The organism is Rhodonellum psychrophilum GCM71 = DSM 17998, from assembly GCF_000381545.1.
In the GTDB taxonomy this organism is placed as follows: Bacteria; Bacteroidota; Bacteroidia; order Cytophagales; family Cyclobacteriaceae; genus Rhodonellum; species Rhodonellum psychrophilum.
Genome location: NZ_KB906676.1, coordinates 250,761 through 276,938 on the forward strand (window position 1 = coordinate 250,761; position 26,178 = coordinate 276,938).

General features: G+C 42.7%; 24 protein-coding genes. 13 read left to right on the top strand and 11 right to left on the bottom strand.

Features of this window, described 5'->3' with window-relative positions; genetic code table 11:
• The first annotated feature begins 165 nt into the window (after positions 1-165).
• Complete coding sequence (locus F824_RS0109010; RefSeq protein ID WP_019597554.1) at positions 166-960, top strand: MOSC domain-containing protein; 795 nt, start codon at positions 166-168, stop codon at positions 958-960.
• Between the two features lie 72 nt (positions 961-1,032).
• Here the strand turns inward: F824_RS0109010 and hemE are convergent, their stop codons facing one another.
• The 6 genes from hemE to truA all read right to left on the bottom strand — a co-directional run bounded on the left by hemE (position 1,033) and on the right by truA (position 6,571).
• On the bottom strand, positions 1,033-2,058 hold the full coding sequence (gene hemE / locus F824_RS0109015; protein ID WP_026333597.1) for a uroporphyrinogen decarboxylase: 1,026 nt from the start codon (positions 2,056-2,058) through the stop codon (positions 1,033-1,035).
• Positions 2,059-2,166: 108 nt separating this feature from the next.
• The gene (locus F824_RS0109020; protein ID WP_019597556.1) at positions 2,167-2,685 is read right to left on the bottom strand and encodes a hypothetical protein; all 519 of its coding nucleotides are present in this window, start codon (positions 2,683-2,685) and stop codon (positions 2,167-2,169) included.
• Positions 2,686-2,812: 127 nt separating this feature from the next.
• A complete protein-coding gene (locus F824_RS0109025; protein ID WP_019597557.1) occupies positions 2,813-3,331 on the bottom strand; it encodes a hypothetical protein in 519 nt (172 codons plus the stop codon).
• A gap of 3 nt (positions 3,332-3,334) precedes the next feature.
• Complete coding sequence (locus F824_RS0109030) at positions 3,335-3,919, bottom strand: hypothetical protein (RefSeq protein ID WP_026333598.1); 585 nt, start codon at positions 3,917-3,919, stop codon at positions 3,335-3,337.
• Between the two features lie 120 nt (positions 3,920-4,039).
• On the bottom strand, positions 4,040-5,812 hold the full coding sequence (locus tag F824_RS0109035) for an ABC transporter ATP-binding protein (protein ID WP_019597559.1): 1,773 nt from the start codon (positions 5,810-5,812) through the stop codon (positions 4,040-4,042).
• A gap of 12 nt (positions 5,813-5,824) precedes the next feature.
• Complete coding sequence (truA, locus tag F824_RS0109040) at positions 5,825-6,571, bottom strand: tRNA pseudouridine(38-40) synthase TruA (RefSeq protein WP_019597560.1); 747 nt, start codon at positions 6,569-6,571, stop codon at positions 5,825-5,827.
• Positions 6,572-6,683: 112 nt separating this feature from the next.
• On the opposite strand from truA, the gene F824_RS0109045 reads away from it, so the two are divergent.
• The gene (locus F824_RS0109045; protein WP_019597561.1) at positions 6,684-7,163 is read left to right on the top strand and encodes a DUF4293 domain-containing protein; all 480 of its coding nucleotides are present in this window, start codon (positions 6,684-6,686) and stop codon (positions 7,161-7,163) included.
• A 132-nt stretch (positions 7,164-7,295) separates the two neighbouring features.
• Entirely contained in the window at positions 7,296-8,396 is a 1,101-nt protein-coding gene (locus tag F824_RS0109050) for a trans-sulfuration enzyme family protein (RefSeq protein WP_019597562.1), read from the top strand.
• 163 nt (positions 8,397-8,559) lie between these two features.
• Here the strand turns inward: F824_RS0109050 and F824_RS0109055 are convergent, their stop codons facing one another.
• From F824_RS0109055 to F824_RS0109070, 4 genes are all read right to left on the bottom strand, one after another.
• On the bottom strand, positions 8,560-10,098 hold the full coding sequence (locus F824_RS0109055; protein ID WP_019597563.1) for a YifB family Mg chelatase-like AAA ATPase: 1,539 nt from the start codon (positions 10,096-10,098) through the stop codon (positions 8,560-8,562).
• Between the two features lie 77 nt (positions 10,099-10,175).
• Entirely contained in the window at positions 10,176-10,544 is a 369-nt protein-coding gene (locus F824_RS0109060; RefSeq protein WP_019597564.1) for a hypothetical protein, read from the bottom strand.
• A 36-nt stretch (positions 10,545-10,580) separates the two neighbouring features.
• Entirely contained in the window at positions 10,581-12,413 is a 1,833-nt protein-coding gene (locus F824_RS0109065; protein ID WP_019597565.1) for an ABC transporter ATP-binding protein, read from the bottom strand.
• Between the two features lie 57 nt (positions 12,414-12,470).
• Entirely contained in the window at positions 12,471-14,153 is a 1,683-nt protein-coding gene (locus F824_RS0109070) for a hypothetical protein (RefSeq protein WP_019597566.1), read from the bottom strand.
• A gap of 501 nt (positions 14,154-14,654) precedes the next feature.
• Between F824_RS0109070 and F824_RS0109090 the strand changes: the two genes are divergently transcribed.
• The 10 genes from F824_RS0109090 to F824_RS0109135 all read left to right on the top strand — a co-directional run bounded on the left by F824_RS0109090 (position 14,655) and on the right by F824_RS0109135 (position 23,260).
• Entirely contained in the window at positions 14,655-14,903 is a 249-nt protein-coding gene (locus tag F824_RS0109090; protein WP_019597570.1) for a type B 50S ribosomal protein L31, read from the top strand.
• 70 nt (positions 14,904-14,973) lie between these two features.
• Entirely contained in the window at positions 14,974-16,176 is a 1,203-nt protein-coding gene (locus F824_RS0109095; protein ID WP_026333600.1) for a GlmU family protein, read from the top strand.
• Positions 16,177-16,182: 6 nt separating this feature from the next.
• Complete coding sequence (locus tag F824_RS0109100) at positions 16,183-17,334, top strand: DNA polymerase III subunit (protein ID WP_019597572.1); 1,152 nt, start codon at positions 16,183-16,185, stop codon at positions 17,332-17,334.
• Positions 17,334-17,768 carry an ATP-dependent zinc protease family protein gene (locus F824_RS0109105; protein ID WP_019597573.1) on the top strand — a complete coding sequence of 145 codons (435 nt, stop codon included), beginning with the start codon at positions 17,334-17,336 and terminating at the stop codon, positions 17,766-17,768. Before F824_RS0109100 ends, F824_RS0109105 begins: the two co-directional genes overlap by 1 nt.
• Complete coding sequence (gene rimK / locus F824_RS0109110; protein ID WP_019597574.1) at positions 17,765-18,673, top strand: 30S ribosomal protein S6--L-glutamate ligase; 909 nt, start codon at positions 17,765-17,767, stop codon at positions 18,671-18,673. The genes F824_RS0109105 and rimK overlap by 4 nt, the downstream gene beginning before the upstream one ends.
• A complete protein-coding gene (gene hemC, locus F824_RS0109115) occupies positions 18,673-19,608 on the top strand; it encodes a hydroxymethylbilane synthase (protein ID WP_019597575.1) in 936 nt (311 codons plus the stop codon). The genes rimK and hemC overlap by 1 nt, the downstream gene beginning before the upstream one ends.
• On the top strand, positions 19,605-20,447 hold the full coding sequence (locus tag F824_RS0109120; RefSeq protein WP_019597576.1) for a peptidylprolyl isomerase: 843 nt from the start codon (positions 19,605-19,607) through the stop codon (positions 20,445-20,447). The genes hemC and F824_RS0109120 overlap by 4 nt, the downstream gene beginning before the upstream one ends.
• A gap of 214 nt (positions 20,448-20,661) precedes the next feature.
• Complete coding sequence (locus F824_RS0109125; protein ID WP_019597577.1) at positions 20,662-22,050, top strand: sodium-dependent transporter; 1,389 nt, start codon at positions 20,662-20,664, stop codon at positions 22,048-22,050.
• Positions 22,051-22,190: 140 nt separating this feature from the next.
• A complete protein-coding gene (locus F824_RS0109130; protein WP_019597578.1) occupies positions 22,191-22,562 on the top strand; it encodes a response regulator in 372 nt (123 codons plus the stop codon).
• Between the two features lie 107 nt (positions 22,563-22,669).
• On the top strand, positions 22,670-23,260 hold the full coding sequence (locus F824_RS0109135; RefSeq protein WP_031326972.1) for a porin family protein: 591 nt from the start codon (positions 22,670-22,672) through the stop codon (positions 23,258-23,260).
• A 68-nt stretch (positions 23,261-23,328) separates the two neighbouring features.
• Here the strand turns inward: F824_RS0109135 and F824_RS0109140 are convergent, their stop codons facing one another.
• Positions 23,329-26,124, bottom strand: a complete 2,796-nt coding sequence (locus tag F824_RS0109140) for a WD40/YVTN/BNR-like repeat-containing protein (protein WP_026333602.1) — start codon at positions 26,122-26,124, stop codon at positions 23,329-23,331.
• Between the last annotated feature and the right edge of the window lie 54 nt (positions 26,125-26,178).

A 26,178-nucleotide genomic window follows, 5' to 3' on the forward strand; every position in this document is an offset into this window, starting at 1 on the left:
CTATCCAAAGTTTTTTAAGAGGGGTGCAGCCCAACCACAAAATCGTTACTTCAATTATCGCCGGGGATATTGGAGAGGATTCGGGAGATTCCGGACAATGATTGAACAAAGTAAACCTTGTCATAATTTTCGATTTTTGGTTATATTGGCTGGAAATACAAGGCCATGTTTTTAAAGGATATTTACATTTACCCCATCAAATCATTGGGTGGAATAAGGCTGGAATCAGCCATGCTTGAGGAGAAAGGTTTTCAATATGATCGACGTTGGATGTTGGTGGACGAAAATGGGTTGTTTTGCAGCCAGCGGACCCTTCCTCAAATGGCGCTCTTGCAAGTTCAGCTTGAAGCAAATGGGCTGCTGGTAAATGTTAAAACGGATCCAAATCAAAAAATCCATATTCCCTTTGAGAATTCAAATGAAGAGGAAATTAGGGTGGAAATCTGGGAGGATCAGGTAGTGGCCCAGGTGTTGGATGCCGCGATAAATGAATGGTTTTCCGGTCAATTGAGAACAAAATGTAGACTTGTGGTCATGAACAACAAGGCCAATAGAAGACTGAAACCAAAATATGCAGTCCACAATGAGGAAGTGAGTTTTGCAGATGGAATGCCTTATTTGATCATTGGACAATCCTCACTTGACGATTTGAATGAAAAATTGGATATTCCTGTACCTATGGATAGGTTTCGGCCGAATCTTGTCTTTTCGGGCGGAGAAGCTTTTCTAGAAGACGGTTGGGATAAAATCAGGATCGGTGAGGCGACATTCAAAATCACAAAGCCTTGCGCCAGGTGTGTGATGACAACCATAGATCAGAATTCTGGGATCAAAAACAAAGAACCCCTCAAGACCCTCTCAAAATATAGAACTGTTGGAAATAACGTGATGTTTGGACAGAATATGTTATTACTCGGAGGTGAAAAAGTTCAAATTGGAGATTTGATTACCGCAATTTGATTTCCCTAATTTCCTAAAAAAATAACGGTGAGCCATAGCCCACCGTTTATTCTTATTTTAATTCAGGTTGTGTTACCGGTAATTTTTCACCGTATTCACAAATACCTTCACCATTTCAGGATCAATGTCAGGATAAACACCATGGCCTAAGTTGGCGATGTGTCGGGTTCCCTTGAATTGGTCGAGCATGGCGATGGTCGCCGCCTCGACTTCATTCGCATTGCCATACAAAGCCGCTGGATCCAAATTTCCCTGCAAGGTTTTGTTGGGGCCGATCATATTTCTGGATTCGGCAATGCCCATGTTCCAATCCAGTCCGATGGTTTCGCAATTGAGCGCTCCCATTTTTTCCCTTGCAAAAAAAGCACCTTTGGCAAAAACCGTTTTCGGGACTTCCGTGATGGCATCACAGATTTGGGAAATGTACCGAAGCGAAAACTCATCGTAGTGGTTAGGCGGCAATATACCTGCCCAACTGTCAAAAATCTGGACGAGATTTACACCGGCATTGATCTGTGCTTTCAGGTAGTTGATGGTGCTTTCCGTGATCATTTGCAGCAACTGGTGAGAAAGCTTGGGATGTGTGTACAGCATCGCCCTGGCCTTTGAGAAAGTTTTGCTTCCAGACCCTTCGATCATATAGGCAAAAATGGTCCAAGGAGCTCCCGCAAACCCAATCAAGGGAACCCTTCCGTTCAATGCTCTCTTTGTAATGAGAATGGCATCGATCACATATTTAAGGTCATGTGATCCATTCGCTATTTTGAGTTTTTTTAAGTCCCTTTCAGATTGGATCGTGTTAGGGAAGTAGGGGCCTCTTTTCTCCACCATTTCGTAGGGCAAGCCCATGGCCTCGGGAATCACCAAGATATCGGAAAAAATTATGGCCGCATCTACGCCAAGGATATCCACGGGTTGAATGGTCACTTCGGCCGCCAAATCGGGGGTTTGGGCCAGTTCTATGAAACCGCTTACGCTATCTCTAACTGCCCGGTACTCCGGTAAAATCCTTCCCGCTTGGCGCATCAGCCATACAGGGGTTCTTTCCACGGGTTCACCTTTGGCAGCCCTTAATAATAAATCGTTTTTCAATTGCATGTGGCAAAGATAAGCTAGAATTTTTATTTTGGGATATACGACAAAAAATTCAAACAAGGCGATGTGATAAAAAATAAAAAAAGCCTCCCGAAGGAAGCTCTTTTTCAATTATTTTCTAAGGTCCAAGTCAACGACATTCCCTTCCTTAGCTCCTATTAGATTCATGACCGCTTCATAATCGGAAAAATCGATTCGGGCATTTGCAAATTCTCCAGGAACGATTACGACCCTGAATTTTTGGTTTCGCGTAAAAACGTCAGGCAATAATCCCGCATTAAAGGTGGTTTCCAAAAACAACCGGAAATCTTGCCTGCTGAAATCAAAGTTGTAAATAAGCACTCCTTCTTCGAGGAAAACGGTCTGGGGAAGGGCTCTCCAAATGGAATTGTTGTTTTGCGTTTCCCATTCCAGAAAAACCAAAACTACATCACTGGTAAAGATTGGAGGGGTGAAATTAAACACTTCCTCATAATTGTTCGACTGTGTGAAATTTACAGTCTGTTCAAAAACTTCACTGACAATATTGGTTGCGTCCTGTCCGGGTAAACCTGCAGGTCCTTGTGGCCCCTCGCAAGATTGAAGTGCTACAAATCCTGTAATCAAGAATGCTATAAGTGTTTTTTTCATAGGAGTTGAAATTTAAAGGTAAGTGGATACACGAATTTCTTAAGGGGAAGGTTTGTTTCGGCCCAAGTCGTTTCAAACTATTATCTAAAACTGTACCAAGGGTATGAAAAAGGGGCTGGCGTGAAAATTATTTCACGATCGGTGCGACTACACGCACTTCATCCGGTCCCAAAAGCATATCAATAAACACCTTAGGTTTATTCAATCCATTCTCCAATGCAAAGGCTTCCATTTTCTGTTTTATTTTGTTGGGAGAGGGCATCACGAACCGATTCGCTTCGATATGGGCAACAACAGATGTTCCGGCCGGAAAGGATTGCTTCGAAAACCCTTCACTTTCCAATATGAACCGGTCTTCCAAACCCACAAAGACTTCCATGGTGTCTCTTTTACCAGCAGGTTCGACGAAGTAAATGGTATGCAGTGTAGATCCGGAAGCTTTTGATTGAAGATCTCCCATCGTTTGAAATGCCAGTCCTATTGCTTCATCTTCTGGCACTCCTTTGAAATAAATTCCTGTAAGGTCGATGGCTTCGATTTCTTGGATATCAATAACGATCTCGTTGAATCCTCCCATTCTGTCAAATTGATAAAATCCCAAAGCAATCAGGAAGAGCAGAAAACCGCCAATGATCCATTTTTTCATAATCTAAAAAAGATATCTGGCTCCGATGGCTCCCTGAAGCCTGACATGTCCAAACCGGTTGAGGACTTCCATAAACAAGCCGATTTCCGCAAAGACATTGATGGGAAGGTCATCAAAATAATATTCAGCGCCACCAAAGATTTCTGGTCCGAAATCAATGTTTGTCCTTCTATCCCGCAATATTGGGGCGCCCGAAGAAACGGGATTGGTATAGGCATAGTCTACGCGTACACTTCTCAATTGGACCCCTGCACCGGCATATCCCAAAAGATATCCTGACTCAATGTTCAGATCGCTTGTGAAATCCTCATGATAGGCACCCCGTAAGTTGAATGAAAATGAATTTGAGGTGCTGTGTCCAGAATAAAAGGCATTGGGAGCGGGGAGATTGTTGTCGAAGGCCCTTTGGTAATACTGGGCACTGTTGGCTCCGGCACTTCCGACCATGGCCTCAATCGAAAAAACGTCATCGATGAAAGTTTTGTAAGTGATGGACAAAGGTTCTCCGAGTCGCAAGCCGATGCCGGTTTCCTGTCCAAAAGTCAAAAGTGGCAGCATTGCAAATGCAAGGATTAATAATTTTTTCACGATTAATAATTTTTTGGTTAAATAATAAAGATACTACGAAACAAAATTAAGCCCCGTTGTGAAAACATTGCCTAATTTCAGAATAATATTTGGCATTTTTCTGCGGGAACAGGCTATCTATCAGATAGCCATTGATTTCAATTGCATGTGGTGGAGCTGTGCATAATAGCCTTCCAGTGCCAACAACGACTCGTGCGTACCTTCCTCCTTGATCTCGCCATGGTGGAGAACGATGATTTTGTTTGCTTTTTGGATCGTCGAAAGTCGGTGTGCAATGATGATTGAGGTTCGACCTTTCATCATTTTATGGATTGCCTTCTGGATCAGTTCCTCAGTTTCCGTATCCACAGAAGACGTGGCTTCATCCAAAATAATGATTTCGGGATTGTAAACCATCGCCCTCACAAAAGAGATCAGTTGCCGCTGACCTACCGAAAGCGTAGCGCCTCTTTCCATCACATTGTAATCCAATCCGCCAGGAAGCCTTTCTATGAATTTTTTTGCACCGACCATTTTCGCCGCATGCATGACTTGTTCCCTGGTGATGTCAGGATTCCCCAATGTGATGTTGTAAAAGATGGTGTCTGAAAACAAAAACACATCCTGATGCACCACACCGATATGCCTTCTCAAGGTGGCGAGTTCAAAGTCTTTTATATCTGTACCATCGATTTTAATCGATCCTTTGTTGATTTCGTAAAATCGACTGAGCAGATTGATGATGGAGGATTTTCCGGCGCCTGTTGCACCGACCAAAGCCACGGTGTCCCCATGATTCACATCCAAATTGATGTTTTTCAATACCCAATCCTCATCATTGTAGGCAAACCATACGTTCTCCATTTGAATTTTACCCTGGATTTTTTCAGGTTGAAAATCCCCTTCATTGGCGATGTTTTCTTCGCTTTCCAATAATTTGAAAATTCTGGAAGAGCTGACCACTCCGAGTTGAAGGGTATTGTACCGGTCAGCAATCATTCTGATCGGCCTGAAAAAAAGTTGTAAGTACATGATAAAGGAAATCAAAACCCCGATCTGTATTTCCAAATCAAATACGCCCGTCGCTCCATACCAAACCACTAATCCTATTCCCATTGCCTGGATAATCTCGGCCACAGGGAAATAAATGGAATAATACAAAACCGACTTCACATGGGCTATTCTATGGTCCTTGTTGATGGCTTTGAATTTTTCATGCTCCTTTTTTTCCCGGTTAAAGATCTGGACGATGGTCATTCCGGTGATGTGTTCCTGGAGAAATGAATTCAGGTTTGATACAGCATTCCTTACGTCATTGAAGGTGATTTTTATTTTCTCCTTAAAGACATAAGTGGAGATGATCAACAAGGGCAAGGTGCATAAACTGACCAAAGTAAGTTTCCAATCAATGTAAAACATCACGCCCAATATGGTCACCAACTGGAGTAAATCCCCAATAATAGCAGCCAATCCCTCACTGAAAACATCCGCCAAGGTCTCTACATCGGAAATGTTTCGCGTGACCAATCTCCCGATAGGGGTGTTGTCGAAGAATTTGAGGCGCATCTTAAGCAAATGCCTGTAAAGCTTGATTCGGATATCCCGAATGATCGCTTGGCCAATCCAACCTGATATATAGGTGTGTGCAAACTGCACTCCTGCTTGGACCACCATCAGGAAGATCAAAAGCAACACGATATTGATCAAGCCTTGTTTGTCGCCGATAGCCACATGCTCATCAATGGCAATCTGTATAAAATAAGGTCTGGTTGGAGCCAGAATTGCCAAGGCCAAAGTCAAGAAAATCAAAAAATAAAATTTCCCTTTGTAGGGACGTACAAAATCATACAGCCTTTTGAGCACCTTGGTGTCAATGATTTCACCACTTTTTACATTCTCTTGTTCCAGACTCAAAATTCAAATGGTTTAGATAAATATTTTTTCTGGGTAAGTTACTTTGCAAAGAAAAAGACCATGTGGGGGGGCTGAAAAACCCGCTTGGTTTCTGTCTTTGTTTTCGAGTATCTTTTTAAAATCTGCAAGACTCCACTTTCCGGTTCCCACTTCTATCAAGGTCCCCACAATTGATCTTACCATTCCTCTCAAAAATCTATTGGAAGTAATATGAAATACCAATTGGTGGTCATTTTGTTCCCAATAAGCTTCTTTTAAAATGCATCTGAAATGGTTGACATCTGTCTTAATCTTGCTGAAGCATTGAAAATCCTCATAAGAAAGGAGCATCTTGGCGGCTTCGTTCATTTTTTTGAAGTCCAAATCGGAAATGTACAGCCAAGAAGTGTCTTGCTCAAAAGGATTTTTTCGAAGTGAAATTTTATACACATAACTTCGCCATTCTGCGTCAAATCGCGTGTGTCCATTGCTTCTGACCCTTCTCAGGGCATAAACGGCAACGTCTTTTGGCAAAATGGAATTTATCTTTTTCAGAAAATCTTTGGGGTCCAATTCCTCCACCGTATCAAAGTGAAGGAACTGCTGACTCGCATGTACTCCGGTATCCGTTCTTCCACTTCCCATGGTGGCAGTAGGGGTTCTCAACACAAGTGAGATTGCCTTTTCCAACAACTCCTGTATGGAGGTTGCATTTTTCTGGATTTGCCACCCATGATAACGGGTTCCTTTGTAGGCAAGTTCCAAAAAATATCTTTTCATTTTTATATTCACGGGTGCAAAGATACTATTCCCCGTTAAATTTAAACCCTCAACTTCCCATTCCTTGCGATTAACCAATTAACCCTGTTTATTTGTTGAAATTTAGATAAAAATGATACAACGAATTCAAACTGTTTTTCTGTTTTTGGTGGCTGTGGCCATGGTACTTGAGGTTTCTTTTCCGATTTGGGAGCAATTCAATGCGGATCAAACCCAAATGATGGTGCTTTCCGCATGGAGTTTGGATACGCTGGATGTCCAAACCAACGCCGTATTGGCTTCGGAAAACAAAATATTTATTGCATTGCTTGCAATTCTATCGGCGGGCTTGGCGGTTTTCAGTATTTTCCAATACAAAAACAGAACCAAGCAAATGTTTTTGAACATGATCAATTCCATTGCCTTGGTGGTGAATTTGGCACTGATTATCTGGACCAGCCATAGCGCCAATCAAGTGTTCAATCCAACTGAGGACGGGACTTTTGTTTTTGGTTTCTATGCCATATTTGGTGGGATGATCATGAATTTGCTTGCCAATAGATTTATCAGAAAGGATGAGTTGCTAGTAAGATCTGTGGATAGAATCAGGTAATTTCTTTCATTGGGATATTAAAAGCCACCTTCTTTGTGATTATCGCCGAGAAATCAAGAAAGAATATAATGCTTATATTTCGGAGTATAAATTTAATTATTGAGATCCATTCCCTAGGGATAATAGCATGATATGAAATTAGAAACACTCGCTATACACGCCGGAAACATCATCACGGATTCCCACAAGCCAGTCGTTCAACCGATCACGCTGTCCACCACCTTTGTGCACCAACCAGACTCCATGATTTATTCCCGGGCACAGAATCCCAATCGTTTTGCCTTGGAAAGCCTTCTCGCGAAATTGGAAAAGGGTAAGTCAGCAGCGGCTTTTTCTTCGGGAAATGCTGCGGGCGTTGCTGTATTCCAAGCATTGCCAGCTGGAAGTCATATCGTGGCCCCGGATGATATGTATCACGGATTGAGAAATGCCTTGTTGACGATTTTTGACGATTCACTTCGCGTTACTTTTGTGGACATGACTGATCCTGTTCAAGTGGCAGATGCGTTTGAAGCGGAAACGAAATTGCTTTGGATAGAAACGCCTTCTAATCCGCTGCTTAAAATCTCCGACATTTCAAGACTTTCCAAACTGGCCAAAGCCAAAGGAGCCAAAGTGGTTTGTGACAATACCTTTGCTACGCCTGTATTTCAAAATCCCTTGCTTCTGGGAGCAGATATCGTGATGCACAGCAGTACGAAATACTTTGGTGGACACAGTGACATTCTGGGAGGTGCGTTGATCGCAAAAGAAGAAGATGATTTTTGGAAAAAAATCTTGAATGTCCAAAAAACAGGAGGAGCAGTTCCTTCACCTTTTGATTGTTATTATTTGACGAGAAGCATCAAGACATTGCCTTACAGAATGAAGGGACATGCCGAACATGCTGGGGTCATTGCTACTTTTTTGGCCCAGCATCCCAAAGTCGAGCGTGTCTTTTATCCTGGTCTTCTGGATCATCCCGGACATGAAATTGCCGCCAATCAAATGACTGGTTTCGGCGGAATGCTTTCTTTTCTTGTCGAAGGCGGAGCATCCGAAGCCGACAGGGTAATTTCCAAATTGAAATATTTCACCAATGCCACAAGCCTAGGTGGAGTTGAAAGTCTTATCGAAAGACGTGCGGCTTCTGAAGGACCAGACAGCAAAACCCCACAGAACCTGATCAGGGTTTCGGTTGGCTTAGAGCATTTGGATGACCTCTTGGAAGACTTGAATGAAGCACTTTCCTAAAAGAGAAAAGGCTGTGTTTGACACAGCCTTTTTTCTTTTAGTTAATTGAATTTTTTAATCCTGGGATGACAGACAACTTTTTACACCAAAATCTTGAATTAATCTGTTTTTTATATGATTTTAACGAAAAAAAATTATCTTTTATTGTTTCAATTTTTTTTATTTATCCAGCCCATCCTTCTCTGTCTAGACTTCGGTATTGAATGGCTTCAGCAAGATGTTCTACCTTGATTTCATCACTCAAGGCAAGATCCGCAATGGTTCTGGCCACTTTCAGAATCCTGTCGTAGGCCCTGGCGGAAAGGCCCAAACGCTCCATAGCAGTCTTCAGCAGTATTTTTCCAGCTGGACTAATTTGACAAATTTCTTTCACCATATGCGATGGCATCATGGCATTGCAAAACACTTCGGGAGAATCCTTAAACCTTTCCACTTGCAAATCTCTCCCTTTGATCACGCGTTCCCGGATGGATTTGCTGGATTCAGTTTTTCTGGTGGAAGTCATTTCTTCGAACTTGACTGGGGTGACTTCCACATGGAGATCAATTCTGTCCAATAAGGGTCCACTTACTTTGTTTAGGTACCGCTGGACAATTCCCGGGCCACAGACACATTCCTTGTCTGGATGGTTGTAGTAGCCACAAGGGCAGGGATTCATGCTGGCGATCAACATGAAGTTGGCAGGAAAATCCACTGAGATTTTTGCCCGTGAAATGGTGACTTTGCGCTCCTCCAAAGGTTGCCTCAAAACCTCCAAAACAGCCCTTTTGAATTCCGGTAGTTCGTCAAGAAAAAGAACCCCGTTGTGCGAAAGGGAAATTTCTCCTGGTTGCGGGTTACCTCCTCCTCCGACCAGCGCCACATCACTAATGGTATGATGCGGAGATCGGAAAGGTCTTTGGGCGATCAGGGAAGAATTGCCGCTCAACTTGCCTGCCACGGAATGGATTTTGGTGGTTTCCAATGCTTCCTGAAGGGATAACGGTGGGAGGATGGATGGAAGTCGCTTGGCCAGCATGGTCTTGCCCGCCCCTGGAGGACCGATCATGATGACATTGTGTCCTCCTGTGGCAGCGATTTCCATCGCCCTTTTGATGTTTTCTTGGCCCTGGACATCGGTGAAGTCAAATTCATAATGGTCCAATGAATTGTAAAAAATATCACGGGTATCGGTGACCGTGGGCTTGATGTCAATCTGGCCTTCTAAAAACCCGATGGCTTCTTCCAAGGATTCCACACCGATAATATCCAGGTTATTTACAATGGAGGCCTCCAAAGCATTTTCTTGGGGCAAGATGAATCCTTTAAATCCTTGTTTTCTTGCTTCTATGGCGATTGGAAGTACTCCTTTGACGGGCCGGAGTTTGCCATCGAGGGAAAGTTCTCCCATGATCACGTATTCTTCCAATTCCGGAAAAGAGACCTGTTCGGAAGCTTTTAAGATTCCCAAGCCAATGGGCAGGTCATAGGAGGAGCCTTCCTTCCGAATATCAGCAGGGGCAAGGTTAATCACGACTTTCTGCCTCGGCATTCGGTACCCGAAATATTTTAGCGCTGACTCAACTCTCTGTTGGCTTTCTTTGACTGCGCTGTCGGGCAGTCCTACCATGAAAAAACTGGTGCCTTGTCCCACATTGACCTCAATTGTAATCAACTTTGCATTTACTCCCGAAACTGCACTGCCAAAAGTCTTCGCTACCATATCCTAGATGATTTTAACAAAAAAAGGAAATCCAAAAGATTTCCTAATATACTGATATAATAAAATTTTCTTAGTTTTTATTCCTTGAAATTCTGGCGTGGTCTGATCACCGAACTTTCTTTCTCCTCTTCAGGCTGGAATGGTTTTCTTTCTGGAACCAAAGGTTTGTGCGCCTGCTCCAAGTCATAAAGCTTGGCTTTCAACTCTTTCTTTTCCAATTCGATTTTTGAAATTTGACTTTCGTAATTTTTGTTCACCAAAGAAGTTGTTCCCCAAGTGATTAAAAAAAGGACAAGTCCTATCAATAGGAGGGTCACAACAGTTCCGGGGGTCAAATCTTCCAAACCAAACAAACCCTTCAGGGTATCAAAGGATAGAAAAAAAACAAGAGATATTGCGAAAAAGAGCGCAACCAGGAGTTGAAGAATGCTATTGAATTTTTTCATGGTAATTTAGATTTTAAGAATTAATACCCGAATATACTAAACAGACTGCATTGTGGAAAGTTTCTTATAAAGTCCTTCTTCCATCATCAGTTCAAGATGTTTGCCCCTTTGGACTATTTCCCCTTGGTGGATCACCAAAATCTCGTCGGCATGTTGTATGGTGCTCAATCGGTGGGCAATGACCAGAGTGGTTCTATTGGCCATCAATTTGGTCAGGGCTTCCTGTACCAATTTTTCGGATTCTGAATCCAACGCTGAAGTTGCTTCGTCCAGGATCAGGATTGGGGGGTTTTTCAAAACCGCCCTTGCAATACTTAACCGCTGTCTTTGTCCACCTGAAAGTTTTGAACCCCTTTCACCGATGAAAGTCTGGTAACCATTTTCCATCTGAACGATGAATTCATGCGCATTGGCGATTTTGGCGGCTTCAATAACTTTTTCTTCAGAAACCCCCTCCAAGCCAAAAGCGATATTGTCAAAAACGGTATCGTTGAATAAAATGGATTCTTGGGTAACTACGCCCATGAGCTGTCGTAAATGCGAAAGCTCAATCTCCCGCAGGTCCACTCCATCCAGAGTCACTTTCCCAGATGTTGGATCATAAAACCTTGGCAAAAGATCGGAAATGGTTGACTTCCCGCCTCCTGAAGTCCCCACGAGCGCAATGGTTTTTCCTTTTTCCAGTCTAAAATCGATATTCTTGAGAACCTCGTCTTTTTCATATCGAAAGCTGACCTGATTGAATTCGATGGCATTTTTGAATTCTTTGGTCAAAATCGGATTGGACTTGTTTTGAATTTCACTTTCAGTATCAATGATCTTAAAAATCCTATCCGCAGAAGCCAAGCCCCGCTGAATGCTGCTCGCTGCCCTTGAGATTTCTTTCGCAGGATTGAGTACTTGGGTGAAAATGATGATGTAGGTAATAAAATCACTGGCGCTCAGATCTGAGTTGTTGTTCAAAACCAAATTCCCGCCATAAACCAAGATTCCTGCGACAACCGATACGCCGAGGAATTGAGAAATGGGGGAGGCCAATTCGTTTTTCCTGGCCATCGAAATATTCACGTCGGAATAAAAATCGGTCTCTTTGTCAAATTTGTCCACGATAAATTTCCGTGCCCCAAAGGCTTTGATCACACGCATTCCCCCAATGGTTTCGTCAAGGATATTGACGATCCTTCCCAAAGATTCCTGGCTTTGGACAGCAGTCTTTTTCAAGCGCTTGGTGATCCCTCCGATGATGGCCCCCGAAATGGGGATGATCAGGATGGTGAAAAGTGTCAGTTTGGGTGACATGAAAAACAAAACTGAAAAATAGAGAATAATGGTGACAGGCTCCCTGAAAACCACCCTGAGGGATTGCACAATGCTGTTTTCCACCTCCTGGATGTCATTGGTCATCTTGGATATGAGATCACCCTTTCTCTCATTCGAGAAATACCCAATGTGCATCTGGCTGACTTGGTCAAAAATGTTCAGTCTCATTTTTTTGATGACCTCCGCTCTTACTTTTGCCAAAACCAAACCAGATAGGTAGGTAAAAAGGTTGGCGAGAAATACGGAAATCACAATGATGATGCAGACATAAACCAAAGTCCCGAATTTCCCGAAATCGGTGGCAATCTGCACAAAGTAGTAATTGAAGAGATCCAGCATGTAGCCGATGGAGAGGGCGAAATCTGGTTTTTCCAGATATTTGTCCATCGTCACCGGTCCGGACTGTTCAAAGATCACATCGAAAAGTGGTTTGAGCAGGGTGAAGTTCAGCAAGCCAAAAATGATGGCAAGAAGCGTGTAGACAATGTAAACAGGGAAAAATCTTCCGTATGGTTTGGCGTATGCCAAAATCCTAAGATAGGTCTTCATGTGGGGTCTTTGGAATAATCCGGCAAGTTAAACATTTTTTATAGTTTGTTCTTTTGCTCAATAATTGAAATCCTGTCTTGAAATATTCATTCTTAAAGACAATTGGCTGACATTGGATATCCTAGCGGCATCCAAATTTTGTGCGGTTTGCCTCCTGTATGAATGACTCAAGTCCACAAAAACATTCTGTTTGACCATATAACTGGCGTTTAGCGTTCCCATCATGATTTTGTTTTCGATTCCCTGGCCGATGACATTTCCGAATAAACCAATACCTGTATTGGTGACCAACCTGTTTTTGAGAACATTTCCCCCAAAATTCGTCTCATTATTTGGATCCGTCCCAAAAAATTGATAGATGCCGGTGGCATTCAGGTACAACCTTGGAATGGGTTGATATCTCAGGATGGCAATCGCCTCCCTAAAATTAGCACCCAAGGGATGCGTCAGCGGAGTCCTATAATTGGTAAAGGACTGGTGCTCAAATTTTTCTTGATAGGTGTAGGGTCTTGCCTGGTTGTATTCGAGTTGCAGGTCAAGATTGTGGATTTTAAAAGCATCGATGTACTTGAAGCCTGCTTGAATGCTGTGTTTGTTTCGAAGGGAATTTTTTCCGTCAATGCCGAAAAATTCACCGAACACAAATTCATCCAAGGCAAATTGGCCATACAGCTGCATGCCGGGAGAAAAATTCCACTTGGAGTCAAATCCAAGCATGACCTTATCTGGCGTCCCCAACTGATGCTCAATCCATCGATAAAAAATGACCGGGTTCAAGTAATTCCAGTCAAATTCATTGGCCATGACGGACTCAAATATCCCGATGTTGAGTTTCTTGCCGAGATTGATTCCCAATCGGTGATGCGAAAACCATTTTTGGGGATATCTGCCATCCGTTGGCCTTCCTCTGTTGTAGCGCACATCTGCGGTCATTTGGGAAAAGACATTCGTAAAATTGAATTTCCAGATTTTGGTGTTCAGTTTCAAAAATAGGTAAGGGTTTGAAAAATCCGAAAGGATCATCGAGCGATAGCCTTCACCGACAAAATTCCGGTCATGGCCCAATTGAGCTTCTATATGTTTGGTGATGTTAAAGCTGATATGTCCCCTAGCGGAAAAATATCCAAAACCTTGGGCGCCATATTCTTTCCAAAAACCTTCGCCGGGCACCGCTCCATTGTTTCTGGCGTATTGGCCGACCCAAGATGGGTGAAGGGTCTGGGTAGTGGTGAGATAGGTGTAAAAAGCTACTTTGTTGTCTACGGATCCACGAAGTTCTATTCCCCTGGTATTCCTAAACCTAGCATCCTCAAAACCCTGTTCGATGCCGCCGGATAGATAAAGGACTGGGTTGACATGAATGTCAAAGATTGAGTCTTTGTAATGGAAAAAATCAGCTGGTTTTCTGTAGAAGGTTTTTAGGATCGGGGTTTTTGAATCTTCGGGCTCATCGTTCAAAAACTCCCAATTGTCATTTCCCAAATAGGAAAGATTTTGTCTGTCCGATCTCGATGTCAATTTTGAGGAAGTACTGAGTGAATCCAAAAACGCTGCGATTTGGTCCCTCCGATACGGTTTGAACCCTGTATGAAAACTTGGATTCATCGTCCCCTGCCGAATTTCGTACCGCTCTATCAAGTGGTAATAATCCCTGTCAAAGGGAGCATAGGCGCCTTGTGCAAAAGATTGTACTTCAAAAAGCAAGAACAGAGCGAAAGCGAGAAGTAGATTTTTTTTCATATGATGTCCAGCAAGAATGTTGTAAAGCTAAAAAAAGTAACGGGATTTGGAAGAAACTTCCATTTGTCAGTATTTGACCGACGATTAAAGAATTTAGGGGTAGACAAAAGATCCATTGGGTTATTAAAAATCGGGAATGTTTTAATTGTGTTTCGGAAGAATTTTTTGACGGGAAAGTTATTGTCCTTTATTTTGGCATGAGGATAGAAAAGAAATTATAAAAGTGAAGATTGTAGCCTTGATAAAGAATTTGGCTGAGATTGAAGGAGAATGAACTTGAATTTTGTATCCGAATCGCTTTTATCGTCCTTAAAAAAGAGGAGGATTGGCACTTGATTTTGGTCCGTATTTTTTATTGAAAAGCTCTTTTTCCACCCGAGGTTAAATTTGATGAAACAATAAACTTAAAATTATTACCAGCAGAGGTTTGGATGCTTTTCAAAAAAAAGATAACTTTGTGCCTCATTTGGAAAAAGCGATCAAAAGATAAATAGCAATACAATGAAAAAAGACATTCATCCTAACTACAGAGAAGTGGTTTTTTATGACACTTCCAGTGAATATAAGTTTATCACTAAATCTACCATCGAAACGACTGAAAAAATCGAGATGGAAGATGGTAAAGAATATCCACTTTACAAAATAGAGGTTAGCTCTAACTCTCACCCTTTCTATACTGGCAAGAAAATGTTGTTGGATACTGCAGGTAGAGTTGAGAAGTTCAACAGAAGATACGCAAAAAAGGAGTAGTCAAAATTTACTTCTTAAAGTTAAGTCTCCCGAAAAGTTGTTTTCCGGGAGACTTTTTTATTTTTGTGCCATGGACAATCTGATTCTGTTTGATGACCCCGCGATCAGGGGTTCTCTTTTGCCCTTTACTTTTACCAGACCCATCGCTGATATCAGGGTTGGGATTATGAAAATCAGTGAGAAATGGGGGATGTATTCCGGTTTGACGCCGGGTTTTCATACCCAAAAATACCTCAGCAAGAAATTTCAGTTTGAAAACAAACCCGCACTTCTGGTCAACGGAGCAGTTTGCCCCGATGCCGATTTGTGGAAAACGATCCAAACGCTTAAGCCAAATCAGTCACTTTGGTACAACCAGACACTTTTGGCAATTTTTTCCGATAATCCAATCGATTTTCACACGGATGATTCCAAGGAAACGGAATTGATCATGATGACCGGTTCGATCACGATCATCCAAAAAAGCTGGAACATCTTTCAATTCAATGGCAGTGAAATCAGGAAGGATTTTGACCTCATCACCAAAGGAAGAGCATCAGAACCCATTATGGATCCACACACCATTGTCTATAACGCCAGTCAAATCTTCATAGAAAAAGGAGCCAATATAAAGGCAGCGGTGCTCAACGCTGAGGCTGGACCGATTTATATCGGAAAGAACACCGAAATCCAAGAAGGAGCCATCATCCGAGGCCCTTTTGCGCTTTGTGAGGGGTCAACGGTGAATATGGGGGCAAAAATGAGAGGGGATACTACTGTGGGGCCCCATTCCAAGATTGGTGGGGAAGTTTCCAATTCTGTCCTTTTTGGGTATAGCAACAAAGGTCATGATGGCTTTATGGGGAATTCTGTGTTGGGCGAATGGTGCAATCTCGGAGCAGATACCAACACCTCCAATCTCAAGAACAATTATGCCGCGGTAAAACTTTGGGATTATACCCGGGGAGGTTTTTCAAATACCGGACTTCAATTTTGTGGATTGATGATGGGCGATCATTCCAAGTGTGGGATCAACACGATGTTCAACACCGGAACGGTCACAGGCGTAGGCGCTAATGTTTTTGGCGATGGATATCCAAGGAATTTCATCCCTTCCTTTTCCTGGGGAGGTGCCTCGGGTTTTACCACATTCCAATTGAAAAAATTTGATGAGGTAGCTACCGCCGTGATGAAGAGAAGAGGCCTGGCCTACGATGAGACAGAAAAAGAAATCCTTCAAAAAGTTTTTGAATTGACCAAGCATTACCGTATTTGGGACAAAGAAGTACAATAGAAAGTTATGTTATTTTCATCCATTCCCGGCCTGGAAGAAACCAAGGAAAAAATCATCCAAGCAGTCAAAGACAACCATCTAGCACATGCCCTTTTGTTCCATGGTCAGGAAGGTTCTCCCAACCTGAAAATGGCTTTGGCACTTTCAACATACCTGCATTGTGCACAGCCAGGAGAAAATGATGCTTGTGGAATCTGTCCAGCTTGCCAAAAAATGGCGAAACTGATTCATCCAGACATGAATTTTGTCTTCCCCATGCCCGGCGAGGGAAAAGAAAGTGGGGAAGAGGACAAAGAAAAGGAGAAGAAAACCGATTTTGTGGGTTCTTTTAGGAAATTCGCCTTGGAAAGTCCCTATGGAAACGTGTCGGATTGGATTCACCACAACGACATCGAAAAAAAGCAGCTCAATATCTCAAAGGGAGCCGCACGTCAGATCATCAAAACAATTTCCTTGAAATCCTTTGAGGGCGGATATAAAATCATGTTGATCTGGGCACCGGAATATCTCCACCCTTCCGCTGCCAATTCATTGCTCAAAGTGTTGGAAGAACCACCGCAGAAAACCTTGTTTTTGTTGGTGACCACACAGCCTGAGCAATTGTTGACCACCATCCTGTCTCGAACCCAAAAAATAATGGTGCGGGGATTCAGTGATGATGAAGTCAGGGACCATCTGTTGACTGAAGGTCTTTGTTCCAAGGAAGGTGCCGACCAAGTCACGCAGTTGGCTGATGGGAATATGAGGGAAGCCTACCGCCTTGTGGATGAAGTGCGGGATGAAAACACTTCATTTGTGCGGGATTGGTTCAGGCTTTGTTTTTCATTGAAAATAAACGAGATTTTCAAGCACGCCGAAATATTTTCCGCTTCAGATAAAGAATCCCAAAAGGCTTATTTGTTAAGTGGGCTCAATGTGATCCGGGAAGTCTTGCTGAAAAAAGCCCAATTGGACAGTTTGATGCGTAGTGCTTCAGAAGACAGGGATTTTATAGAAAAATTGGGGGTGAATGTATTGGATGAAATCAAGATGTCCAAAATATATGAGGCCTTGAACGAAGCACATTACCATTTGGAAAGGAATGCAAATGCAAAGATACTGTTTGCTGAATTGTCCTTCAGACTGTATAATATTATGAAAATCAAATCAGGTTCCTGATGGAAAAAAGAACAATAGGAAGAAGAGAACGAATTTCCTTTCCCGATTGGGGGCTTAAGATGGTGACGGGAAAAGTAGATACTGGAGCATACACCAGCTCCATCCATTGTGAATATGCGGAAGAAAAAACCATTGATGGCAAAAAGATCCTTTTCTTTAAGGTCCTTTCTCCGAATGACAAAAAGTACAATGGTCAACTTCTCCAAACGGAAGACTATACGCAAAAGAAGGTGAAGAATTCCTTCGGGCAGTCTGAAATTAGGTACAAAGTGTCCACGAAGGTCGTCATGTTTGGAGAGGAATTTGAAGCTGAATTCACCCTCACGGATCGGTCAAAAATGAGGAATGCCATACTCCTCGGTAGAAAATTATTTTACGGAAGATTTTTAGTAGACGTACAACAAGTCAATTTGTCCAAAAAATCACAGAAATGAGAATAGCTATATTGTCCATGAATTCCCACCTGTATTCAACCAAAAGGTTGATCGAAGCGATTCATGCCGCAGGTCATGAATCATTGATCGTAAACCATGCACTTTGTGACATCATCATTGAGCAGGAAGGCCCTTCAATTATTTATAAAGGTGAGAAATTGCTGGGTGTAGATGCGATTATCCCGAGGATTGGCGCTTCCGTTACCTTTTATGGTACCGCAGTGGTTAGGCAGTTTGAGTTGATGGGGGTGTTTTCGGCCGTGGAATCCCAGGCTATCGTCAGAAGTAGAGATAAACTCAGGAGTCTTCAGATCCTTTCCAAAGAAGGATTAGGCATGCCAAAGACTGCTTTCACCAATTTTTCCAAAGGCGGAGAAAAAACGCTGATTGAACATGTCGGTGGCGCTCCATTGATCATCAAACTTCTGGAAGGAACTCAGGGACTGGGAGTGGTTTTGGCAGAAACCAAAAAAGCCGGGCAATCAGTAATCGAAGCCTTTCATGGTTTAAAAGCCAGAATTATCGTTCAGGAATTTATCAAGGAAGCCAAAGGTGCCGACATCAGGGCCTTTGTGGTCAATGGAAAAGTAGTAGGCGCCATGAAAAGACAAGGGGCTGAAGGTGAATTCCGATCCAATCTTCACCGTGGCGGAAAAGCGACGGTAATCAAACTTTCAAGATTAGAGAAAAAAGCAGCGCTTGATGCGGCCAAAGTCCTAGGGCTCGATATTGCCGGCGTGGACATGTTACAATCCGCCAGAGGTCCTTTGATCCTAGAAGTCAACAGTTCGCCTGGACTGGAAGGCATTGAGAAGGCTACTGGGATTGATGTCGCCGGAGAAATCATCAAATTCATAGAGGATTCGGTTCTTAGAAAAACCGTCAAAAGAAAAATCAAAGAATAATGCAACCTATCAAAATAGGAACAAGAGGAAGTAAATTGGCCCTTTGGCAAGCCTATCATGTGGCAAATTTGCTCAAAGCAAAAGGATTGGCCTCAGAAATCATCACTATCGACACCAAGGGGGACCAAATCCTTGACGTTTCCATTGCCAAAATCGGAAGCAAGGGGGTTTTTACCGAAGAGCTTGAGGTTCAATTGGCCTCAGGTGATATCGACATTGCGGTGCACAGCGCCAAGGACATGCAATCCTCCCTTCCTGAGGAATTTGAGTTGATTGCTTTTACCGAAAGGGAGAAAGTCAATGATATTATCCTCAGCCACAGAGAAGGGATTGATTATAAAAACCCAAGTATCCCTTTGGTTCTGGGGACCTCTTCCACAAGGAGAGTTGCCACCCTCAAGCATTATTATCCCCATATCCAAACGGTGGAGGTAAGGGGAAATCTTCAGACGCGGATAGCAAAGATGGAAGCAGGACTATGCGATGGTCTTTTGCTGGCGTATGCTGGTGCGCACCGCATGGGTTTTGATCCCCTAATCCGACATGAGCTTTCCTTGGATGAATTTACTCCCGCCGTTGGTCAGGGCAGTGTCGGGATCGAGGCGGCTGTGAATCTTGATCCAAAAATCAGGGCGGAGATAATCGCTGCAACGCATCATGCGGAAACAGGATATCGATTGGTCGCCGAGAGGAGTTATTTGAAGGTGTTGGAAGGCGGCTGCAGTATTCCTGTATTTGCTTTGGCAGTTGTTGAGAATGGAGTCCTGAGACTTAGAGGTGGAATTGTGAGCTTGGATGGGACCGAAAGGATCATCCATGAAGTGGAGGGGGAAAACAATCAAGCCGAGGAGTTGGGGAAACTCTTGGCAGAAAAAGTACTCCAATCCGGAGGTGAAAGAATTTTGAAGGAGATCAAAACCACTTTGAAAAAATGAAAAGGAAATTGAATTTGACTTTTGCTTTGGGCCTTCTGGGCCTTTTGCTTTTTGGTTGTGCCTCAGAAAAGGACTATTTGGTCAAAATAGAGACGAGACATGGAGACATGTATGCGGTATTTTTTGACGAAACGCCATTACACAAACAAAGTTTCATCGACTTGGCAGCAGCGGGAAGATTTGACTCTACGGAATTTCACCGCGTGATCCAATCCTTTATGCTTCAGGGAGGAGATGTTTTTGGGAAAGAGAAATTGCCGGCGAACGAATGGCCCACGATTCCTGCGGAAATCAAGCCTGGATTGTTTCACAGCAAAGGGATGATCGCAGCCGCAAGGCAGGGTGACAATATTAATCCAGAGCGCAAATCCAACGGGTCACAATTCTACATTATTCAGGGAAAAGTGTACGAGAAGGCAGAGTTGGTAACAGATATGAAATTGCTTCAGGATGCTTTCAATAAATACATCCAATTGGAAAGCCAGTTGGATTTGAAAAGTGAGTATATCAGGCTTTATGAATTAAGGGAGTTCGAGGCCTTGAATCAACTGATGCTCGGAAAGAAAGATGACCTGGAAGCTTTCTATAGCATTTCACTGGAAAAACCGCTTACCGCCGAGCAAATCAAAGCCTATACTACAATAGGTGGTACTCCACACTTGGATGGTGAGTACACTGTATTTGGGAAAGTGATCAAGGGCATTGATGTGATTGATAAAATAGCAGCGGAAAGAACGGGAGACCGGGACAAGCCCATCAATCCTGTCTATATGAAAGTGAGTGTTGAAAAGATGTCCAAAGTCAAAATCACCAAAGAATTCGGCAATGAATACAAATAGTTTTAACGTTTGATTTCGATTATTTCAGAATTGTTGGTTGAATCCGCATGTTAGTACTCAAAAAAAAACGTGTTTTAAAGATCTTGGCGTGTATTATTCGCCTGAACAAACTTTGAAAAGTTATATGTATGGAGTTGCTATTTTAGCAAAACCACTTAAATTAGCCAATTCTTAAAATTTTAAATTTCTTATAAAATCAACAAATCGGTAAAGTATGGCAGTAAGTTCAAATACTGAAGGTAGGGGCCAGTGGGGCTCAAGCTTAGGTTTTATTATGGCAGCAGCTGGTTCGGCTGTTGGATTGGGTAATATTTGGAGGTTTCCTTACTTGACCGGAGAAAACGGTGGTGGAGCCTTCGTTTTTGTTTATGCCCTTTGTGTGTTGTTGATTGGACTGCCACTATTGCTTAATGAAATCGCTCTGGGAAGAATCTCGAGAAAAAATCCCGTAGGTGCCATCAGGGCAACAGGAGGAAATCGATTTTGGCAACTTGCCGGAGTACTTTGTATTTTGGTTTGTTTCTGTGTTTTGAGTTATTATTCAGTCATTGCAGGCTGGACGATTGGTTATATTTTCACGGAATTGATCAATATCCCTATTGATTTCGAGGATTTTCAACAAACACCAATGTATGTCATTCCCCTATGTCTTTTATTTATCTTGATGACCATCGGGGTGGTATTGGGAGGTATTTCTGGAGGGATTGAAAAAGCAGCTAAATTTTTGATGCCTGTTTTGTTCATCATCATTATTTTCATAGCAGGAAGAGCGGTTACGCTTGAAGGTGCTAGTGCAGGTATTGAATATTATTTATACCCTGACTTTTCCAAAATCAATGCAAAAGTAATTTTACAAGCTTTAGGTCAGGCTTTTTTCTCGATGTCTGTCGGTTGGGGTTTGATGATCACATTCGGTTCTTATCTACCCAAAAGCGGCAATATCGTAGCCTCTTCCGGTTGGATAGCAGGGATGGATACCTCAGTTGCCTTGTTGGGCGGCTTGATGGTTTTCCCCGCCTTGTTTGCCTTGCTGCCAGGGAAAGATCCTGCTGGTGGACCGGCTTTGGTTTTTGAAGTCCTTCCATTGGTATTTGATGCCATGCCTGGTGGTAACCTCATTGGTGCGCTATTCTTTGTTTTGTTGTTGGTGGCAGCATTGACTTCAAGTATTTCCATGTTGGAGGTACCGGTATCCTTCCTGATTGATGAGAAAAAATGGAGTAGGAAAAAGGCAGCTTGGACCATCGGTTTGGGTGCGTTTGCGCTTTCTATACCGTCTGCACTTTCTTCGATTGAGGGAAATTATTTTCAGGATCTCGAGATGACATTTTTGGGGGATCCCCAAAAAGGCTTCTTTAGTATAATGGATTTTGTGTTTGGGACATTTGCAGTTGTTGTGATTTGTTTGATGCTGGCCTTATATACGGGTTGGGCCAAGAAAATCGGGGATTTTGCAGATGAATTGAGCCTTGGATCACCTGTATTTAAAGGGGCTTTGAGGACCACATGGATATTCTTTATTAAATGGGTTTGCCCTATCGTTATTGCCCTTGTTTTGATGGATTTGCTGGGTGTATTTGGAAAACCACAAGAAGGAGGATGATCAAATCAATTGTTTGAGTTATATGTAAATAAAAAAAGAGACGATTTATCGTCTCTTTTTTTATTTACATATAAAAATATGCTTTTTAAATATAAAATTTAGATATTCGTACATTCAAATGCGTTTTAAAGGGAGATCTAATGAAAATACTGGTTGTCGACGATGATGCTATCAATAGATTGATACTTCAAAAGTTGTTTGAGAAAGATAACAATATGGTTTTCACCGCTAAAAACGGACTTGAAGCCATGGAGATATTGTTGCGTGTGCCAGGGTTTAAGCTTGTCATAACCGATATCATGATGCCAGAGATGGATGGCATTCAGCTTTTGGCTGAAATCAAATTGAATAAATCCGTCAGCAACATCCCGATTATTGGGTTTACGGCAGGGGACATTGATTATTTCAGGAAATCGAGCTTAATTTCATTTGATCGGCTTTTACCCAAACCGATGGATTTTCATGAATTATTTGACATTGCAAAAGGGTTTTTAAATAAATCACTAAATTAAAGCCCTCATAGCCAAACGAAATTATATTTTCCGTCGTTTGGTTAGTGTGTTATTGTCTTGCCAAAATGGGGAGATTTACTTTTCTAAATGGGAAAAAAATCAGGTTTGTGAAAAAATATTTTCTAGTAGTTTCGTTTTTGGGCATGATGGGATCCGCAATGGCTCAGGATTTTTCAATTGGTCCCAAAGTGGGAGTTTCCCAAGGGAATATTGCCGTGAATGGGGAAGGATATTCATCAGGAGACAGTAAACTTGGATATCACGTTGGAGCTTTTGTCAGGATGGGTGGCAGTTCGTTCTTTATCCAACCTGAATTTCTCTACACCAACACAGGGGGGCAAATAATTCAAAAAAATGACGCTGGAGAAGAGCGCAATATTGATGCGAGTTTCAATAGATTGGATATCCCCATGATGCTGGGATTTAAGGTCGCGAATTTTTTCAGGTTGCAAGCAGGCCCCATTGCAAGTATTTTATTGGATTACAAAATAGAGGACGCCGTTCAGGTGGCTCAGGATGTGGATTATAGAAATGCAACCATTGGATATCAAGCTGGGGTAGGCTTGGATATTGGCAATTTGATACTGGATTTGAAATACGAGAGTTCCTTGGGTAAAAACTCCAAGAGCGTAGCAGGTTTTGAAACCGACCAAAGGCAAAACCAAATTGTTTTGTCCGCTGGTTTTAGGCTTTTCTAAAAAAGTTAAAACATAAAAAAAACCAGACCTGGGAAATTAAAGGTCTGGTTTTTTTATGGTGTTGATTTTTACTTCACTTCAAATAGGCTTTCCTCGGAGCCTCCATAATTCGAAATATTCAGTGTGTATTTACCTTTTGGAATCAATTCTTTGTCAAGTTTCAAATCCCACTCGGTCTTGTTGATTCCTTTTATGGCCGATTGGCTCCAAGACTTAACGGTTTCCTGTTTGTCATTTTTGATCACAAATTGGACAGTTCCTGCATTTTTTACATAATACAGAATGCCTTGTACAGGTTTGGGGCCTGAATAACCTGGATTTGACCATCTCGGATTCAACCGGATTTCAGGGATCTCCAAGGAGAGAATTTCCTTTGTGTTTTTCCCGATTTTATGGAAATGTGAAAGGTCCATCACATAAACGCTTCTTCCGTGAGTAGCCACCACCAGATGATTTTCTTTCTCCTGAATGACCATGTCATAAATGGAAACGTTTGGCATAGTTCCTTGAACCAAAGAGAAATTTACGCCACCATCCAAGGAAATATAAAGGCCATGGTCGGTACCCAAATAGAGGATGTTTGGGTCCTTAAGATCCTCCTTGATGATATTGGCACCTTCTGCAGGCAAGCTTGCGGAGATGGACGTCCATGTTTTTCCATAATCCCTACTCTGATATACAAAGGCAGTGAACTCATCAAACCTGTATCCTGTCAAAGTCACATAAACCAAACCCTCTTCATGCGAGGATGGCGTCACACTGCTCACCCAACGATTTTGAGGCAATCCTTTTGCAATATCGGTCCAAGTAATTCCATGGTCTTTGGTGATCCACAGATTGCCATCGTCTGAGCCAGCGTACATTACCCCATACTGTAATGGCGATTCTTCCAAGACAGTGAGTGTAGCAAAGGGGACATTACCGCTTTTCTGGTTTTTGGTCAGGTCAGGTGAAATGGTTTCCCAAGTGTCTCCACGGTCAAGGCTTCTGTACACGTACTGCGAGCCCATATACAAGATGTCCTGATTGTGCTTGCTCAGCGTTGCGGGCGTTCTCCAATTCCATCGATTTGGTTTGTTTCCGATGTCATGTGATGGGGTTACTGATTTACGTTCATTGGTAGAAGTATTGATTCTGAAATAATTACCAAATTGAAAACCCGTGTAAACGATATCATTTGTCCTGGTATCCACGGCTACCACCATTCCATCTCCGCCCATTAGGGATTTCCATGGAACTTCAGGCTTATCTGTCGATTTCCCGTACCAAACGCCATTGTCCTGCATGCCCCCATAAATGTTGTATGGACTGGCTTCATCCACCATCACAGAATAAAACTGGCTGATGGTCAACTGTTTGTTGAGATGGTCCCATCTTGCACCTCCTCCAAAAGTACTGTAAAGACCGCCATCTGTTCCCAGAAGGATATGCTTTGCATCTTTTGGATTGATCCACATGGACTGATGATCGGAATGCACGTTCCCAATCGAATCCGTATTGGCAAATGATTGGCCCCCATCCCTTGATACAAGCAATGGTACACCCAAAATAAACAATTCATTTTCATCCTCAGTACTTACTCGGACTTCTCCAAAATAGTAGCCATACGAATTGTACACACGGTCCAGCCCAGGTTGGTTGACTTTTTTCCAAGAGATACCAGAATCTTCAGACCGATAAACCTCAGCCCCGATCACTGAGCTGCTCAACAATATTGAGTTGGCATCCTTTAGCTCACCATTATAGTTTGCGATCTGCGCCGGGGTTATTTTGCCCTGGCGCACCAGTCTTTTTATTTCCGATGCATTATACTTTGTCGCGAATCGGTTGCTTCGCAAAAATTTATTCAGTTTTTCATCCTCAAGGTTCTCTATTTCCGAATTTGAAATCGTCAAAAAGCTCTCCAAGGTGAGGTCGTCCGTTTTTTCGGCGGGGGCTCTTGGTCCTTCCTGACTCTCTTTGGCTTTTTGATAATCGTGCAAAGCATACACTATTTTTGGGTTGGAAAGGCTGAAATCAAAACCGATTCTACCCACGAATTCATCCTGGGGGAATCCGTCCACCGCTTTTTTCCAAGTGTCTCCACCATCTACCGAACGCCAGATGGCAGACCCTTTTCCATTGCCTATAAAATCATGGGAGTGGCGCATGCGTTCCCATGAGGAAGCCAACATGACGTCGGGATTCGAAGGATCAATTTTGATATCAATGATCCCGGTATTGTCGTCGATGGACAATGTTTTTTTCCAGGATTTTCCGCCATCGGTGGTTTTGTAAAGTCCTCTTTCGTCGTTTTTGGAATACAATGAGCCCATGGATCCGACCCAAACGATATCCGGATTACTGGGATGGATCTGGATTTGTCCAATATGCTGGGAAAAGGGAAGGCCCATAAATTCCCAATTTTTGCCGGCATCTGTGGATTTATACACCCCAGAACCTGCATAGGTGGATCTGCTGGAATTGTTTTCTCCCGTCCCCACCCATAGAATACTGTTGTCGGAAGGCGAAAGCGCCATGTCACCGATGCCAAGCGCACCTTGATGGTCAAAAATAGGAAGGAAGGATTGACCGTTGTCTTCCGTTTTCCAAACTCCACCCGAGGCGGCGGCGATATAGTAGGTTTTAAAATCCTGACTGACCTCAATGTCCACGATTCTACCACTGGTATTGGTAGGTCCCACATTTCTTACTGGGAATTGGGAGAAAGGTGTTTCCAGATTTAATTCTTGATGTTTTTTGACGGCTTCCTGAAGTGCCTTGGAGGTGGATGGTTTGATCTGTTGGGCATTTAGGGTGGGAATGCCCATGCCAAATCCCATGCAGATGAACCATGCCCCTAATCGGCGTAGATTTGTATTCATATTTCTTGGTTTATTTTGAGATGAATATAAATAAAACCAGAATGATTTCGTTTG

Excerpts from the sequence above, each read along its gene's own strand:
- rimK (WP_019597574.1), top strand. The coding sequence starts at position 17,765 with ATGAGAATAGCTATATTGTCCATGAATTCCCACCTGTATTCAACCAAA.
- hemC (WP_019597575.1), top strand. The coding sequence starts at position 18,673 with ATGCAACCTATCAAAATAGGAACAAGAGGAAGTAAATTGGCCCTTTGG.
- F824_RS0109060 (WP_019597564.1), bottom strand. The coding sequence starts at position 10,544 with ATGAAAAAATTCAATAGCATTCTTCAACTCCTGGTTGCGCTCTTTTTC.
- F824_RS0109095 (WP_026333600.1), top strand. The coding sequence starts at position 14,974 with ATGGACAATCTGATTCTGTTTGATGACCCCGCGATCAGGGGTTCTCTT.
- F824_RS0109105 (WP_019597573.1), top strand. The coding sequence starts at position 17,334 with ATGGAAAAAAGAACAATAGGAAGAAGAGAACGAATTTCCTTTCCCGAT.
- F824_RS0109065 (WP_019597565.1), bottom strand. The coding sequence starts at position 12,413 with ATGAAGACCTATCTTAGGATTTTGGCATACGCCAAACCATACGGAAGA.
- F824_RS0109010 (WP_019597554.1), top strand. The coding sequence starts at position 166 with ATGTTTTTAAAGGATATTTACATTTACCCCATCAAATCATTGGGTGGA.
- F824_RS0109100 (WP_019597572.1), top strand. The coding sequence starts at position 16,183 with ATGTTATTTTCATCCATTCCCGGCCTGGAAGAAACCAAGGAAAAAATC.
- F824_RS0109050 (WP_019597562.1), top strand. The coding sequence starts at position 7,296 with ATGAAATTAGAAACACTCGCTATACACGCCGGAAACATCATCACGGAT.
- F824_RS0109140 (WP_026333602.1), bottom strand. The coding sequence starts at position 26,124 with ATGAATACAAATCTACGCCGATTAGGGGCATGGTTCATCTGCATGGGA.
- F824_RS0109025 (WP_019597557.1), bottom strand. The coding sequence starts at position 3,331 with ATGAAAAAATGGATCATTGGCGGTTTTCTGCTCTTCCTGATTGCTTTG.
- truA (WP_019597560.1), bottom strand. The coding sequence starts at position 6,571 with ATGAAAAGATATTTTTTGGAACTTGCCTACAAAGGAACCCGTTATCAT.
- F824_RS0109130 (WP_019597578.1), top strand. The coding sequence starts at position 22,191 with ATGAAAATACTGGTTGTCGACGATGATGCTATCAATAGATTGATACTT.
- F824_RS0109090 (WP_019597570.1), top strand. The coding sequence starts at position 14,655 with ATGAAAAAAGACATTCATCCTAACTACAGAGAAGTGGTTTTTTATGAC.
- F824_RS0109045 (WP_019597561.1), top strand. The coding sequence starts at position 6,684 with ATGATACAACGAATTCAAACTGTTTTTCTGTTTTTGGTGGCTGTGGCC.
- hemE (WP_026333597.1), bottom strand. The coding sequence starts at position 2,058 with ATGCAATTGAAAAACGATTTATTATTAAGGGCTGCCAAAGGTGAACCC.
- F824_RS0109120 (WP_019597576.1), top strand. The coding sequence starts at position 19,605 with ATGAAAAGGAAATTGAATTTGACTTTTGCTTTGGGCCTTCTGGGCCTT.
- F824_RS0109055 (WP_019597563.1), bottom strand. The coding sequence starts at position 10,098 with ATGGTAGCGAAGACTTTTGGCAGTGCAGTTTCGGGAGTAAATGCAAAG.
- F824_RS0109070 (WP_019597566.1), bottom strand. The coding sequence starts at position 14,153 with ATGAAAAAAAATCTACTTCTCGCTTTCGCTCTGTTCTTGCTTTTTGAA.
- F824_RS0109020 (WP_019597556.1), bottom strand. The coding sequence starts at position 2,685 with ATGAAAAAAACACTTATAGCATTCTTGATTACAGGATTTGTAGCACTT.
- F824_RS0109125 (WP_019597577.1), top strand. The coding sequence starts at position 20,662 with ATGGCAGTAAGTTCAAATACTGAAGGTAGGGGCCAGTGGGGCTCAAGC.